We start from the raw sequence: 17053 nt of genomic DNA on the forward strand, positions 1-17053 counted from the left end.
CATGCAGAAATCCAGGAAAACAAAGTATACTTAGAATGGATGAATAGAACGACAAATTCAATTAGGGGGGATTTATAGATTGAGGGGAAAAGTAAAAAGAACACTTATAACATTATTAACAAATCCGATTTTCTTAATTGGATACTGGGTTTTTGGACTAAAGTTAGCTTCAATATGCAAGTATGGAAGTATTGATAAAAATCTACCTATTTTATTAGTAAGCATAGCCCTATTAATATTGGTCATTTTATTTACCATAATAAGAGTTATAAAAGGCAGCGAGCGTAAACCGAATAAACTATCAGACTTAAAAGTATGGAAATTTATTTCTATTGTCTTGTTTGTTGCTATTACATTATTTTACGGAGCGAACATATATAAAAGTGCGACTAATTTTGGCGGTAAACTTGCGTGGTATATAGAACGACTAAAAAATCAAAGATCAATTAAATTTGAGCATAACAATATCTATCAATATGGCGTAGAAGGTATTTTTGAAGATATTAATAATAAACATACATTACCCAAGAAATTATATATGGAAAATAATTTTTCCCTTAAATTTAATTCAGATGGATTAATTACATCCTTTGATACATTTGTTTATGGGAAGAATGACAATGGAAAAGAAGAAAGCTTTCTAATAACTTATGATAAAAATAAGTCAGAAAATATTACCGTATATTTACACGGTTATGCCGCTCCTAATTATAATGATGACAAACTGTTAGATCCTTTAATTGAAACCGCTAATGTGATTCCAATTAAAAAAGCAGTTAGCAAATGGAATGAAAGTCAGTATGGATTGATCTATTACGGTAAAAGAAATTGGGGATACAATACAAATGGAATCATCAATATCGATAAGGATGGAAAAGAATATAGTCCGGAAACAGCAAGTAATGAAATCATTGGCTATACAGTATCCTTATTTATCCCTGGGATGGAAAAAGAGATTACACCTGCTAGGTATAACTTAATAGGTAATCCAAAATGGAGCAAACCATCTACTACCCCAAAACAACCTACTTCAGATGAGAAGAAAGACGAGCAAACTAATACAAAGGAACAGTTTTTTCTATCGAAAGAAGTTGGTTATAAACTAAATGTTGCAGATAAAGCATTAGGAAGCACATTTTATTCATTAAGCAAAACCACTGATGGTGGAAATGTATGGACTATTATTAATAATGACCCATACAGCGGAACAGTTGGTGGCGCTTCGGGCATCGTTTTTTTGGATGACAAACTCGGATTTTTAGGAGCAGTTAATCCATCCGGTAATGAAGGAACCTTATACCGCACAGACGATGGGGGCAAAACTTTCAAAAAAGTAAACTATACATCTCATGAAGTAAAGTTGAACAATGGACAGGCTATAAAACCTTTTGACACACCAAGTATGCCATTTATGATGGGCGGAGTTTTAAGCATGTTGGTTGGTCAAGGTTCAGATGGGGATTATAACGGGAATAGTAGCGAACTTTATCAATCAAAGAATAAAGGGCAAACTTGGAAATTTGTCCAGGAAATTAAAAAATAGATCGGATTAGAATGTAGAAAGATCTCTCAAAAAATTGAGAGATCTTTTTTTATGTTCTTAACTTGCGAGTAGAGATAGAATCGCAAGAGAAAAAGCTGAAAAGGATTACTAATTTAATCCAAAAAATGTAAATCTATAAAATTTGTAGAATGACAATTCACAAATTCCCCCAAATCCATTCATATAAAATACTTATGTAAAACAATAACAACAGGAAGATTACTCCAAATTATTAACAAAATCTGACAAAGTTCTTTCTTCACTTTATGCTAAATTTCCCCAATTTACTGTCTATAATACCCCAATTATAATGAAGAATGGCAATTAATTTGTCATAAAATTTTAAAAACTATTAAAATTCAGTCATCAAAGGGGGAGAAATGGTTAAGGGGGAATAGAGCTTTTGCTCTATCTATTAAAGTAAAGAAGGGAAATGAGAAAGGTATGAGTCATCGAAAAATGAAAAAGATGGTCATGTCAACGTTTCTTGCAACTTCCACACTGCTAGGATACACAGTTCCGGCGTTTGCCATGACAGGTGGAACAACTGCAAATGATAGTAAAGCTGTCCAATCTGACAGTAATAGCAAACTTGACTTGACTCAAACGCAACAATTGCAAAATTTATATTTAGAGAAGCTTCAATTTGATCCACAGCTATTAAATTCTTCGGATCAATTAGATTTAATTATTCAATTTAATGTTGATCCAGCCCCAATTCAAATGCAAAATCAACAGAAGAATGCAATTTCTGGAAAACTTTCTGTTAATCAAGAAAGCACGCCGGCTGTTACGTTAGAAAGTGCTCAAACAGAAGTAAATCAAACACACAGTGACTTTAAGAGTTTCGTTAGCAATGAGTCTAAAAAATTGAAAGCAGCAGGCGAATCTAGCTCTATTCATATAGGAAGAGAGTATACTCAAGTATTTAACGGGTTAGCTGTCAAAATTCCTAAAAGTTCACTTAATGATATATTGGCATTACCTTACGTAAAGAGTGTCTATCAAAATGTTAAATATGCGCCAATTCCAGCTTCTCAATTAATCGATGTTCCAGCGAGCGTAACAGGTGACGGAAAGGTTTCTGATCAAAAAACAAATCCAAATGTATTACCTGCTATTCGTTCAAATCGATCTAACATACAATCAGCAAGTAGTACTTCAGATAGCTCTTCCGTATCAGAAAAAGCAGTTAATACGCAGTCTGGAACAGTTCCACCTCCGGGTCCAGAAGGCCCACAATCTGGTGAAACAGCAGTTCTCGATTGGTTAAAAATACATGATTTACAAAATGAAAACATCACAGGGAAAGGCGTAAAGGTCGGCGTTATTGACACAGGTCTTGACTATAATCATCCAGATATTGCTGGAGAATATCAAGGCGGTAAGGATTTTGTAGACAATGACAATGACCCGATGGAAACGGTATATTCTGACTGGTTAACTGCAAAGAATGCCAATGATTCACTTCCATCTGATCAACAAGACCCGAATTTTCCAACAGATTACCATAATTATATTACTTCTCACGGAACCCACGTAGCTGGAACAATTGCAGGTCAATCAAGAAGTAGTTCTCCTTATGCAGTTAGAGGAGTTGCTCCTGAAGTTCAGTTATATGCTTACCGTGTATTAGGTCCTCACGGTGGTACAGATGAGGCAGTTATCGCAGGGATTGAGCAATCATATAAGGATGGGTGTAAGGTAATTAACTTATCACTTGGTGCAGCTTATAATGATTCATTGTCACCTAATGCTGTTGCAATTAACAATATTTCTGACCTTGGAGTAACTGCAGTTATTGCTGCTGGTAATTCTGGGCCAGGTGCTGGAACAGTAGGAACTCCGGGTGCAGCAGCTAAGGCAATAACTGTCGGCGCAATTGCTACACCTACTCAAGTTCCAACGTTTGACATCCATTCGTATGGAGCATCAGGGGAAGATTCATTTGCGATTACAAATACGCGTTTAATCGGAAAGGATTTTTCGGAATCGAATTCAAAGCTTAGTGGATCGACTCAGTATGATATCGTAGATGCTGGATACGGCACACCTGCTTGGTATGATGATCTTCGTAATAAAAATATTGATGTTAAAGATAAAGTTGTTCTTGTCAAGCGCGGTGGTTCATCTATGGACCAACTAATGAAGTACGCGACTAATGAACATGTTAAGGCAATGATTTTGTGGAATCCATCGGACAATTCTAATCTTCTATTTGATGATCAGGGGTTTTATCCATTTTATTTTGGTTCTATGGGTAGTACGGTTTACACTTTGCAAATAGGCAATAAAGATGGAACAAAATTCTATAATGCTTTTAAGGCCGGTACGATTAAGAAAATATCTGTATCGAATGCTGGAAATTTCACAATGCCAGGGAATTCACTTGCTAGTTTTAGTTCAACCGGTCCAGTTACAGGTTCATTAGCAATTAAACCTGATGTTGTTGCACCAGGTGTAGATATTTTCTCAACAGCTCCTTATGATATCTGGGAACCAAATAGCAAAGATTATTCGTATAATTACCAAACAATGTCAGGTACATCAATGGCTACTCCTCATGTTGCTGGTATGGCAGCATTGATTTTATCAGCTCATCCAAACTATAAGCCTGAGGATGTCAAAGTAGCATTGATGCAAACGGCTGATCCTATAGACTCACAAAAAAGTTTATTCCAAATCGGCTCTGGTAAAGCCGATCCATATCAAGCGGTGCATTCTGATATGCAATTTAAGGTAAAGGATTTTATTCAATCACGCTCATCAACTGATGATTCATCAAGTTCAAATATTATTAACATAGCAAATACAACAGGTTCATTTTCGTTTGGCTATACTGCTCGCTCAGTAGATGGTTCTGTTACGAAAACAGGCGATTTGTATATTACTAATAACGGAAATGCTGCTAAGACCTTCAACGGATCGAGCGCTTTCTTTAAGGATGCGTTCATGACAGATGGACAAGATGGTGTAGAGCAAGGTGCTAAAATTAGCATAAGTAATGCAACATCACCTGAGACTGAAATAAAGTCAATTACAGTTCCAGCAGGAGGAACTATTCATCTTACAGTAAAATTTACTGCTCCTACTTCAGCTGCAAGTGGATATTACGAGGCATATATTAACTTTGTTAATCAAGCTAATCCTGATGAAACTTACCGCATGCCTCTTGCAATTAATGTTCAAAGTAGAGGACTAGATTTTAGAATCCAAAGAAAAGCTTTTACGTTAAGTGGCGATAAAAATTTTAATCCTAATACATTTGCTGTTGTTCCTCAATCTTGGGCAGAGGTTCGAGTAAAAAGTCCACTAGATCCTTCATTTGGTTTTAGGCTTTATATTATGGATATAACAGGAAGTAAATATATCGGATATATTGCTACATTTAATCTATCTGCTTTTACTCTTGGTAATTTGGTTTATGCACCGTTATTACTTAATGGTAATTATTACCCTTATAAAGATCCTATTTCTAAGGATGATCCTAATTTATCAGTTAAACTTACACAACAACAATCAACTCAAAAGCAAGTTGGAGAAGGTGGTTATACAATACAAGCTCGTGCTTTAGACGCTACTACTGGTCAGTTATATGAAAAAAACAGCACAGTTTATGTTGATAACACCGCCCCAACGGTACAAATGGATAAAGGTAGTGAACCGGGCATTTATGAAATTGACCCCAATGGTCCTATGACAGATGGGGCGTTAAAGTGGTTCTCAGGAAAAGCTTACGATTCAAATGTTGATTATATGAAAAACGTTGGACATGAAACGCAAGTCCCAGCACCACCTAACTATGATACTGATACAAATGTAAGTCAGTCTTTAGGTAGAATTGACGGAATGGTTGGTGATTCAAACTCAGCACCGTACGTCAACTATTTCCTTTCCCCTAGTGGTGATGGACAATTTAAATTTGGTATTAGTAAAGAAGACCTTGTGAATACTTCTGATGACCCATTAAAAGAAAATTACGGTGTACAGTTCAGAATTTATCCTGAAGATTATTCATTTGCAGGTAATCTTGAAACGCAAGGACAATTTTATTATTTTGTTAAAAAAGGTAATGAGTATGTAGTTAATCGATTTGCGCGACTAGATTCGCCGGGTTCAACTACATTAAATGGAGTCGATCCTAACTTCCTTGTTGATAAAACATTAGTCTCAAAAGGAGATAACTTTAAATCAACATTATCTATTAAATATCCTAAAAATCTTGTTGGAGCGAAGTTCTATATTGATAGCCTTCCTTTTGCGGATATAAATGATATTGATTTTAGTCCGGAATACAAAGCCTTTTTAGCAACAAAGGGTCTTACAGCTGATAAGACTTGGATTCAAAAAGACACGGATGTAAATGGAGATTTTATATTCAGTTTCAATCTTCCGAAAGATGTACAAGCTCAAGGTGTATTAAATACAACGGACACAATGAGTGGTGGTGTTGCTAAAGAAATGCCTCTTCTTGACATTAAATACAAAGTATCAAACGATGCGGGATACGATACTTTATGGCTTGTTGGTTCTGCAAATATACCGGAAATCACAACGTATGACGGTGGGAAAAATGGAATGGATCGAGTCCCTACATTCCTAGATAAAAAACTTTACATTAAAGGCTCAGCGTATATTAGTGGAAGTATTAGACCGGAAGGTTTCCAAAACTATCCGACTTCTAATTCATTCGGTAGATCAACGCCAATAACAGCTGATGGTTCGGGGGTTGAGGTTAAGTTTGAAGATCCTAATGCAGGTGGTATTACGTCTAAATTGTCAATAGCTCAGGATACTACAGCCAGCGCTTCAAGTGCAAATCCAGGAATTATTCAGACTGGTTTATTCACAACTGACCTTCCTATGCAAGCAGGAGACAAACCATACAACTTTACAATGAAAATGCCAGGTCATTTAACGTTCTATGGAACATTAGCTGTTAATACTGCAGGGCAATATAATTACGCAGCGGGAGGAAGTTATTCTGTTCCGAATGCAATCATGCTAGCAGGTGATGTAAATGGTGACGATGTAATTGATATGAAAGACATTGAGAATGAAAGTGCAGCTTACAATAGCTTTGTTGGTACACCATCAACTTACACAAGAAATGCTGATTTTAACTTCGACGGTACAATTGACTATAGCGACTTTGAATACATCATCAAAAACTTTGGAAAATACAATACGACTGCACCAAATGCATCAACTTTAGAAGGAAAAATCGTTTTAACTACAAGTAAAACAACAACAATCACTGGATTTGGCACTTTACCAAGCGGTTCAGATCTTACTGCTTTTAACACTATTGTAAAACCAGTGCCATATATTAAAACAAGTGATAGCACCGCTTTTGTATATTATGGAAAAATAAATCCGTTTCAATTATTTTCTGTAGGCTATAAAACACCAGACCCTGTAAACGGCGCTACTACTCTTACACAAATTGAAGATACAGCTTGGAGAACTGCTGTAGACGGAGCTGGTGGACAAATTCTGATTGATGGAGTCGACCGAAAAGCAGCTACGAATTCATATAATGGCGTTTCAACAAATTCGATTATTGAAAAAGTAGTATCTAACAAAGGACAATATGAATTTGATCCATCATTGTTCAAAAAAGCAGGAGTCCACACAATCGTGTTCAAGGCTCCAGGTTATATGGATCGTTCTTTAAAATTCAAAATGCTAGATGGTATAGGAAACAGCTTTTCACTTTTATCACCAAACAACGTTGCAACAATCGGAAAAGCGTTGACATACACTCGATCAGATACAACAGGCTCAACAGCTGCGCACTATCGTGATATTTGGCAGCCAAATATTAATTCAATAACAATAACTGACCCTAACAATAATGTTGTTAAAAACTATACCGGAGCTGAATTAGCAGGACTCTTTAACCAATTGACGCCAGCAAACGCAACAACATTTAACTTTACTATCCCAGCAGGTATTTTCACGACGCCATCGTCGAGTAGTGCGGATTGGAAGATTACAATCTCAGCTGACAATTACACTTCGTATTCATTCACACAAAGAATTAATGCGTTCTCTTCTCCAACGTTGACTGCTGAAGCAAATCGTTATTTTAATGATAGCAATTCAACTCCAATCTCAATTGGAGTTGGAGCTACAAACGATACACAAGCGTGGAGAGATGCGATTACAGCCATTCAAATTAGCGGTACTACAATTAATAGAGCGGATTTTGAAGCTAATAAAATCACAGTAGGTGCTCCTGGAACACCAATTAAGATTGATGAAGCGCTAATCACTGCTCCAGGTAGTATAAAAATTAATATAATCGCATCAAATTACCAAACTACGTCTGTTGATCAACCTCTCTACAAACAAGGGGTAACACTTACAAGTCCGGCAGGTACGATTTATGCTGGAAAAGACCTTGTAATGACATTTAATCCAGGTGCAGCTGCATCTGATTGGATATCTGTTATGAAGGCTGGCGGTGATATTAAATTTGGCGGCAATTCAATCAAAACTAGAGCTGTGATTGATGAAGCATCAGGAACGTTAAAGATTCCATATGATTTAGTAAGAACAAATGGTGGAGCTGCAGTTTCAAGGAGTTTAGTTGTTTCAGCTCCGGGTTATGCTGACGTTAATGTAAATGCAACTGTTACACCACAAACTGCACCTGTAATTGCACCTTCGTCAACTGCAGGAACACCTCAGTTTGGTGATACCATTACTTACTATATTAATGGGGATGATAATCCGTTATGGAGAAGTTCAATTTTACTTGCACCGACGTCAGATCAATCGATAGATAACGGTGATATCACACTTCAATTATCATCGATTACATCAGTAAAACCTTATGTCACAACATCCGTAAAAAACGGTACAGGATCAGTAACTATTGATGGAAATGCAACACAATCTACTACTGCTGCTGGTAATAAGAACGTTAAGTTCATATCACCTTACTTTACGCCAATCACAATCGCTCAACCATTTGTTCAAAGAACGGCACCAACACCGAGTTTGACGCCAAGTGGAGTTAATAAACCAGTAATTATTACAGTACCTAATAATACTGAAAATATGAGATGGGCAAATGCTACAAAGGCAGTTACAGGAGATATTACAGTAGATGGAGTGTCAACTAAATCGGATACAACAATCTCATCAGATGAGAGCAATATTACAATTACTCTACCAGGTACTGCTTTCTCAACAACAGGTAATAAAGAGATTATGTTTACAGCTTATTGCTACCCGGATACAAAGGTAACTCAAGTAATTAAGAGCAATCCACCAGTGTTTGCTTCTAAAATTGCTTATATTCAAGAAGACACACCAATCACTATTAACTACAATCAAGATTCAGATTGGCTTGCAGCGTCACCTGTTGTTTCACTTAATGGCAAAGTAGTTGATTCTAGCAAGTACACTCTAACAGCTAAGGAACTAACATTTGTTGATCGCTCTTTATTTAAAGACCTAGGTGATTATAATTTTACAATTTCTGCACCTGGTTATATCGATACTTCATTTACGATTATCATAAGTGATGATTTATCACATTTGATTTCGGCAACAGCGGACAGCAACGGTAAAATTGATCCGGATGGCTTTACTTCAGTGAAACATGGATCAAATCAAACGTTCAAAATCACACCGAATACAGGTTTTGAGATTGGAAGCGTTAAAGTTGATGGACAAGAAGTAACAGTAACAAACGGCGAGTACATTTTCACAAACGTAACAAAAAATCATTCGATCAATGTAACATTCAAACAAATCGTTCACATCATCACGGCTTCAGCTGGAAGCAATGGAACGATTAGTCCGAACGGTAGAATTGCTACGAATTATGGAACGAACCAAACATTTAATATCACGCCTTACGAGGGTTATGAAGTTTCAACGTTTAAAGTAGACGGTGAGGATACAAAGTTAACAAACAACTCATACACGTTTACGAACGTAACAAAAGATCATACGATTAATGTAACATTTAAACAAATCGTACACACAATCACAGCAGCAGCTGGAAGCAATGGAACAATCAGTCCAAACGGTAATGTTTCTGTAAATCATGGAAAAGATCAAACATTTACGATTACACCGAATAAAGGGTATGAGGTTGCTACATTTACTGTTGATGGTGTAAATACAAATCTTACTGGTAATTCGTATACGTTTACAAATGTATCGAAGGATCACATGATTAACGTTACGTTCAAGAAGATCATTTACACAATCGTAGCATCAGCTGAAGGCAATGGAACGATTAGCCCAAGTGGTATACTTTCAGTAGATGAAGGAGCAAATCAAACATACAAAATTACGCCTGATAAGGGTAATTATGAGGTTGAATCGTTTAAAGTAGACGGAGTAGAAACTAAGCTAACAAATAATACGTACACGTTTACGAATATAACAAAGAATCATACAATCAGTGTTACGTTTAAACACAAAGGTAACAGCGGAAAGTAATGAATCAGCAGAATTGACAGAGAAAGTAAGACGTTCAAAAAATAGGTTTGTTATATAAATAGAAAATATATTTTTTCGAACGAGAAATTAAAGGCTCATTTTGAGTCGCACTAGGCTGTCGGGATCTTCTCGACAGTCTCTTTTTTGTATTAAATCATTTAAGTCAGAGTAAATTTAGACCATAATTTGGTTCAATTAAATAATTTTAAAATAATAAGCAAATCTTTCCTTCGGTTATTTTATATTGTACAGGAGACAAACTTAAAATAAGCGCTTACTATATAGAGGTAGGGTTTACTAACTAATCGTGAGTCAAAATTTTATTTTTCTAAAATAAGGACCTTAATGATAGATTTTTAACTTTTTTACATTGTTTAAATAGTTTATAATTATCAGATAAAGAAAAAAATTTTTTTAGGGCAGTTAATAATAGAAATATACTATTAATTGGATATAATTAAATAGTGATATACTATTATTAAAATGTAGTTTAAATGTGTTATACTATTAATAAGATATAATTGAGACAGAAAAGGTGTGTTCCTAGGTGGTGCCTTGCTTTTTGTGACACCTAAGCAGGAAAACCTACTTTTTTGCAAATAAAGGGGAAAAGGAAGGTTATTATGAGCAACAGACAAACTAGAACAGACATTATCTTAATTGGTGCCGGAGTCATGAGTGCGACTTTGGGGTCATTACTAAAAGAGTTAGCACCGGAAATGGAAATTAAAGTATTTGAGAAATTAGAAAAAGCAGGAGAAGAAAGCTCTAATGAGTGGAATAATGCAGGTACGGGACATGCTGCGTTATGTGAGCTTAACTATACATCAGAAAAAGCTGATGGAACGATTGATATTAGCAAGGCGATAAAAATTAACGAACAGTTTCAACTTTCAAGACAATTTTGGTCATATCTTGTAAACAATAACTTGATTGGTAATCCACAAGACTTTATCATGCCGATTCCTCATATGAGTTTAGTGCAAGGTAAAGAAAATGTGGAATTTTTGAGTAAACGATTTGAAGCGCTTTCTAAAAATCCTCTATTCAAAGGGATGGAATACTCAGAAGACGCTCAAAAGTTGAAGGAATGGATCCCGCTAATCATGGAGGGACGCACATCTAATGAACCAATAGCGGCAACAAAAATAGACTCAGGAACGGACGTAAACTTTGGTGCTTTAACGCGTATGATGTTTGAGCACTTAGAGAGTAAGAATGTAGAGATAAACTATAGACATGCTGTAGAAGATATTAAGCGCACTAGTGACGGCTCATGGGAAGTAAAAGTGTATAATATGAGCACAGGTAATATCGATTCCCATATTGCAAAATTCGTATTTATCGGTAGTGGAGGAGCTAGTCTACCTTTACTGCAAAAAACTGGTATCCCTGAGTCAAAACATATTGGAGGGTTCCCTGTAAGTGGACTATTCTTAGTATGTAAAAATCCAGAGGTTGCCAAGCAACACCATGCAAAAGTATACGGAAAAGCTAAAGTTGGTGCACCACCAATGTCTGTTCCACATCTTGATACAAGATATATCGATAACCAAAAGTCGTTATTATTTGGACCATTTGCAGGCTTTTCACCAAAGTTCTTAAAAACAGGTTCAAATATGGATCTGATTAGCTCTGTTAAACCAAATAACGTTATGACGATGTTAGCGGCAGGTGTAAAAGAGATGTCATTAACTAAATATTTAATTCAACAAGTCTTATTATCGAATGAAAAACGTATGGAAGAATTACGTGAATTTATTCCAAATGCTAAGAGTGAGGATTGGGATATCGTAGTTGCTGGTCAACGTGTACAAGTTATTAAAGACACTCCAGCTGGAAAAGGGACACTACAATTCGGTACAGAAGTAGTTAGTGCGGCTGATGGTTCGATTGCGGCATTACTTGGAGCATCTCCAGGTGCTTCGACTGCTGTTCACGTAATGCTTGAAGTATTAGAAAAATGCTTCCCTGGGCATATGATGGAATGGGCTCCAAAAATTAGAGAAATGATCCCATCATTTGGATTATCTCTAGAAGATCATCCAGAACTTTTAGATGAAATCCAATCTTCCACTTCAAAAACGCTTGGATTAAACGAAAAAGAGCTAGCTTATAATTAATTTTTTTCAAATTAAATAGCATAATTAAGTTAAGTTAAGAACCTTCAATTAAAAGTGATTGGAGGTTCTTTTTGTTGTGATAGGCTATGGGAGAATAGGGCTAAATGACGAAGATAATGATGAATCCTGTCGATTTTAATTTTTTGAAAAATTGAAAAAAAGTGTTCATGATTTAAAAAAGAGGTGTTATACTACATACAACTGGTAATGACATCATTACTAAAGTGAATTTATGAAAGTTATAACAGGGGGTGAATGTTCTATTAGAAATTAAACATTTTTTGTAAGCCTTTTCAAATCAACTGGTAATAACATCATGACAACGTATTCATGGAGCACAATATTCCAAATCATGTCTTTTAGAGCAACTACTAGATTAAAAGGCTTTAAACTTTTAAGAGAAAGAAGGGGAATAGGATGAAAAAGTGGCTTGTTTTGCTACTAACTTTGGCTTTAGGCTTACTAGGATTAGCTGGTTGTGGTAGCAGTGACACATCGGGGGATGCAAAAGATGGAAAGGTTGAAATTACTTACGGTTTTTGGGATAAGAAGCAAGTTCCCGCAGTTGATGAAATTATAAAATTATTTAATCAAAAGTACCCTAATATTAAAGTGAAAACTGAGCTTACTCCATATGCACAGTATTTCCAAAAGCTAGAAACTGCTGCAACAGGGGGAGCATTACCGGACGTTTTATGGATGAATGGTCCACATATAGTCCAATATGCGGAAGGCAAAGTAATTGTCCCACTTAGTGACTTAGCATCAAAGGACAACTACAGTCTAGACAATTATCCTAAGTCATTAGTCGATCTTTATACAGTAGATGGAAAGCTTTATGGTATTCCAAAAGACTTTGATACAACTGGACTTTGGTATAACAAAAAGATTTTTGATGAAGCAGGTATACCTTACCCAGATAATACTTGGGATTGGAATAAGTTAAAAGAGGTTGCTAAGAAGCTTACAAATAAAGATAAGGGAGTTTACGGCTTTGCAGCTTTAATGGGTAACCAAGGCGGATATTATGATTTCATTTGGCAAAATGGTGGTCATATTATTTCCGATGATGGCAAATCAGTCGGATTTGATCAACCTGAGGCAATTGAAGCACTTAAATATAACATTAGTTTTATAAAAGAGGGTCTGTCTCCAACACAAGCTCAAATGACGGAAACAGCACCATCAGAGTTATTCTCTTCTGGAAAAATTGCAATGATGTTTGATGGACCTTGGATGGTTCCGGAATATAAGAAAAATCCAGATTTAAATGTAGCTGTCGTACCTAAAGGAAAACAGCGTGCAGTTGCCATTCATGGATTAGCAAACGTTATTGCGGCAAACACAAAACATAAAGATGCTGCTTGGAAGTTTGTTCAATTCCTAGGTTCTAAAGAAGCAGCAGAAGTATATGCGAAAACTGGTACAGTAATCCCTGCTTATAATGGTACACAAGATGCTTGGTTAAAAGCTGTTCCAAATTTAAATCTTCAAGCCTTTATTGATGGAGTTGACTATTCAGTTCCGTTACCAAGTGTAAAAAATACGGGCGAAATCTGGCAGTATGAAACTGATATCTTGAAAAAGGCATGGAGTAATGAAGAAAGTGTTGAAGATGCTGCAAAAGAATTAACGAAAAAGGCAGATGAGGCACTAGCAAAGAACTAAAAAAATGAAGAGAAGAAGATTTATAAAGCCTAAAATTACTTCTTCTCTTTATTTCCCTTAAAAGGAGTGAATACAGTGAAAGAAATGCCCCTACAAGTTGAAGTGAAATCAAAAAGTAAACTAAAAATACCAAGCTTATCAAAGACGAAAAAACGATCAGATTATTTTTGGGCGTATTGTATGATTGCTCCAACAATGATTGGTTTAACGATTTTCTATTTGTGGCCAATCATTCAAACGATTTACTTCAGTTTTACAGAATGGGGAGCATTTGGGCAATATGAATGGACAGGATTAGACAATTATAGACGAATGTTAGAAGACTCTAACCTACTACAGTCGTTTAAAAACACAGGCATTTATATCGTTTTTACGGTTCCGATTGGTATATTTTTATCAATTCTTATAGCAGTACTTTTAAACCAAAAAATTAAGGGTAAATCTGTTTATCGAACCTTATATTTTTTACCTGTTATTACCATGCCAGCAGCAATCGCTATGGTTTGGAGATGGTTATATAATTCTGATTATGGGCTCCTAAATTATCTTTTATCCATCTTTGGCATAAAAGGTCCACAATGGGTAAGTGATCCAAAAATTGCACTGTATTCAATTATAGTAGTAGCAATTTGGAGTGGACTTGGTTACAACATGGTTATTTTTCTTTCAGGACTACAAGGGATTCCAAGATCATATTACGAAGCAGCGGAGATAGATGGTGCAGGGCCAGTCAAGGTCTTCTTTAAAATAACACTACCGTTACTTTCCCCTGTTATATTCTTCGTAACAATCATGTCCTTTATTGGGGCGTTCCAAGTGTTTGATTTAATTTTTATGATGATTGGGAAAAGCAGTACAGCACTCGAAAATACTCAATCAATTGTGTACTTATTTTATCAGCATGCATTCGTGTTAAACGATAAAGGTTATGCTGCTGCAATTGCCGTTTTACTATTAATCATTATTTTGATCATTACAGCGATTCAAATGGTTTTACAAAAGAAATGGGTTCATTATGATTGAAGGAGGAGTAACCATTGGAGAAAGCAAGATACCAGATTACAAGTAAAACAATCTTAATTCATTTAATCCTAATTGTCGGCGCCTTGGCAATGGTCTTCCCTTTTATATGGATGTTACTAACTTCATTAAAAACTTATGCTGAGTCGATTCATGTTCCACCTGTTATTGTTCCAAAGCATTTCCAGTGGGTGAATTATAAAGATGTTTTTGAATTACTACCATTCTTTAAATTCATGTTTAATACGCTAATCATTACAGTAATTCGCACAATCGGACAATTATTACTATGTTCTTTAGCTGCGTACGCTTTTGCAAGAATTGAATTTCCAGGAAGAAACATTCTTTTTTTAATCGCATTATCGGTTTTAATGGTACCTGGGCAAGTCTTTTTATTGCCGCAATATATGATCATGGTGAAATTAGGCTGGTTAAACACTTTACAAGCGGTAGTCGTTCCAGGTTTATTTAGCGCATTTGGTACATTCCTATTAAGACAATTTTTTATGGGATTACCAAAGGAATTAGAAGAAGCTGCTAGATTAGATGGCTGTAATCATTTCCAAATTTATTGGAAAATTATGCTTCCTTTAGCAAAGCCAGGTTTAGTTGCTTTAGGTATATTTACAACGCTATGGAGCTGGAATGAATTAATGTGGCCAATGATTGTTAACAGTTCACCAGAATCAATGACGTTATCTGTAGGTTTGTCTTCACTACAAGGACAATACTTAACCAATTATCCAGTTTTAATGGCAGGGTCATTTTTAGCCATTTTACCAATGCTTATTTTATTTATGATTTTACAAAAACAATTTATTGAAGGAATTGCAGTTACGGGAAGTAAATAAAAATCTTACAAAGCTTGGAGGAAACTAATTATGAAAGCAGCATTAATAGGAGCGGGAAGTAGAGGATTTTACGCATACGGTTCATATGCTTTACAGTATCCACATGAAATACAATTCATTGCTGTAGCTGAGCCAAATAAAGAAAAAAGAGAAAAGTTTGCGGAAGCTCACAATATCCCTGAAAATATGAGATTTGAAGACTGGACTGAGTTATTAGAAAAAGAACAGCTATGCGAGGCATTATTAATTTGTAGTCCAGATCGTAATCATTATAAGCCAGTTATGAAGGCAATTGAAAAAGGATATAGTATTTTATTAGAAAAACCGATGTCACCGGAACCAATTGAGACGTTAGAAATAGCTGAAGCGGCAGAAAGGCATAATACATTATTAACAGTTTGTCATGTTATGAGATATGCGCCATTTTATCAAGCACTAAAAGAAGTTGTTGATCGAAAAGTAATTGGCGATATCATATCAATCCAGTGGAATGAGAATGTAGGTTACTTTCATCAAGCTCATAGTTTTGTACGTGGTAACTGGCGTAATTCGTCTGAATCTAGCTCAATGCTCTTACAAAAAAGTTGCCACGATATGGATATGCTTGCATGGCTGGTTGGTACAGAATGCAAGAGTGTATCTTCATATGGGAGTTTAACTTACTTTAAAAAAGAAAACGCACCAGAAGGCTCAACTCATCGCTGTTTGGATGGTTGTAAGGTAGAAAAGGAATGTCCTTATTCAGCGGCTAAATGGTATTTACATGACCGTGATGTTTGGCCAGCAAATGTTATTTCAGCAAGTTCAAGTCTTGATAGTAGACTTAAGGCAATTCAAGAGGGACCATATGGACGTTGCGTATATCACTGTGACAATGATGTTGTTGACCATCAAGTAGTTAATTTATTATTTGAAAATGACGTAACAGTTGCATTTACTATGACGGCATTTACAAATGAAACATTCCGTAACTTTAAAATTATGGGAACAAAAGGCGAAATAATAGGAAATGATGCTAAAAACGAAATTGAAGTTAATTATTTTTCAGGTAAGAAGGAATTAATTAAGCCATCAACTGTAGATGGTGGCCATATGGGAGCCGATACAAGTATTATGGCTGATTTCATTCAACGTGTTACTAAGAAGGACAAAGGCAGCTTAACATCAGCTATCGTATCAGCTAAAAGTCATATGATCGCTTATGCTGCAGAAGAATCAAGAGTGTCAGGAACGATGGTTTCACTAGATGACTATGAAAAAAAATTAAGAATGACAGAAGAGAGAGTTTTGTAGAAATTTCTATTGCGACATAGTGTGGTATCTTTTTCAATATTATGTATAATAGATGTATATTTAACTGGTTATGACAAAGATACCACTAA

Annotated in this window: 7 protein-coding genes; all 7 read left to right on the plus strand. The window is 35.7% G+C overall.

From position 1 onward, the window contains the following. Positions 1–55: 55 nt before the first annotated feature. The 7 genes from BM319_RS23605 to BM319_RS23635 all read left to right on the plus strand — a co-directional run bounded on the left by BM319_RS23605 (position 56) and on the right by BM319_RS23635 (position 16964). A complete protein-coding gene (locus BM319_RS23605; protein WP_069033651.1) occupies positions 56–1543 on the plus strand; it encodes a WD40/YVTN/BNR-like repeat-containing protein in 1488 nt (495 codons plus the stop codon). A gap of 444 nt (positions 1544–1987) precedes the next feature. Then, on the plus strand, positions 1988–10009 hold the full coding sequence (locus BM319_RS23610; protein ID WP_091024923.1) for a S8 family serine peptidase: 8022 nt from the start codon (positions 1988–1990) through the stop codon (positions 10007–10009). A gap of 623 nt (positions 10010–10632) precedes the next feature. Then, positions 10633–12132: a malate:quinone oxidoreductase gene (locus BM319_RS23615; RefSeq protein ID WP_091024925.1), complete on the plus strand. Its 1500-nt coding sequence runs from the start codon at positions 10633–10635 to the stop codon at positions 12130–12132. A 417-nt stretch (positions 12133–12549) separates the two neighbouring features. Continuing rightward, the gene (locus tag BM319_RS23620) at positions 12550–13800 is read left to right on the plus strand and encodes an ABC transporter substrate-binding protein (RefSeq protein ID WP_091024927.1); all 1251 of its coding nucleotides are present in this window, start codon (positions 12550–12552) and stop codon (positions 13798–13800) included. Positions 13801–13884: 84 nt separating this feature from the next. Further along, positions 13885–14823, plus strand: a complete 939-nt coding sequence (locus BM319_RS23625) for a carbohydrate ABC transporter permease (RefSeq protein ID WP_069033827.1) — start codon at positions 13885–13887, stop codon at positions 14821–14823. An 89-nt stretch (positions 14824–14912) separates the two neighbouring features. Next, positions 14913–15671: a carbohydrate ABC transporter permease gene (locus tag BM319_RS23630; RefSeq protein WP_091024946.1), complete on the plus strand. Its 759-nt coding sequence runs from the start codon at positions 14913–14915 to the stop codon at positions 15669–15671. A gap of 27 nt (positions 15672–15698) precedes the next feature. Next, positions 15699–16964 carry a Gfo/Idh/MocA family protein gene (locus BM319_RS23635; protein WP_069033656.1) on the plus strand — a complete coding sequence of 422 codons (1266 nt, stop codon included), beginning with the start codon at positions 15699–15701 and terminating at the stop codon, positions 16962–16964. Positions 16965–17053: the final 89 nt, after the last annotated feature.

It is taken from the genome of Bacillus sp. UNCCL81 (assembly GCF_900112535.1).
In the GTDB taxonomy this organism is placed as follows: domain Bacteria; phylum Bacillota; class Bacilli; order Bacillales; family Bacillaceae_G; genus Gottfriedia; species Gottfriedia luciferensis_B.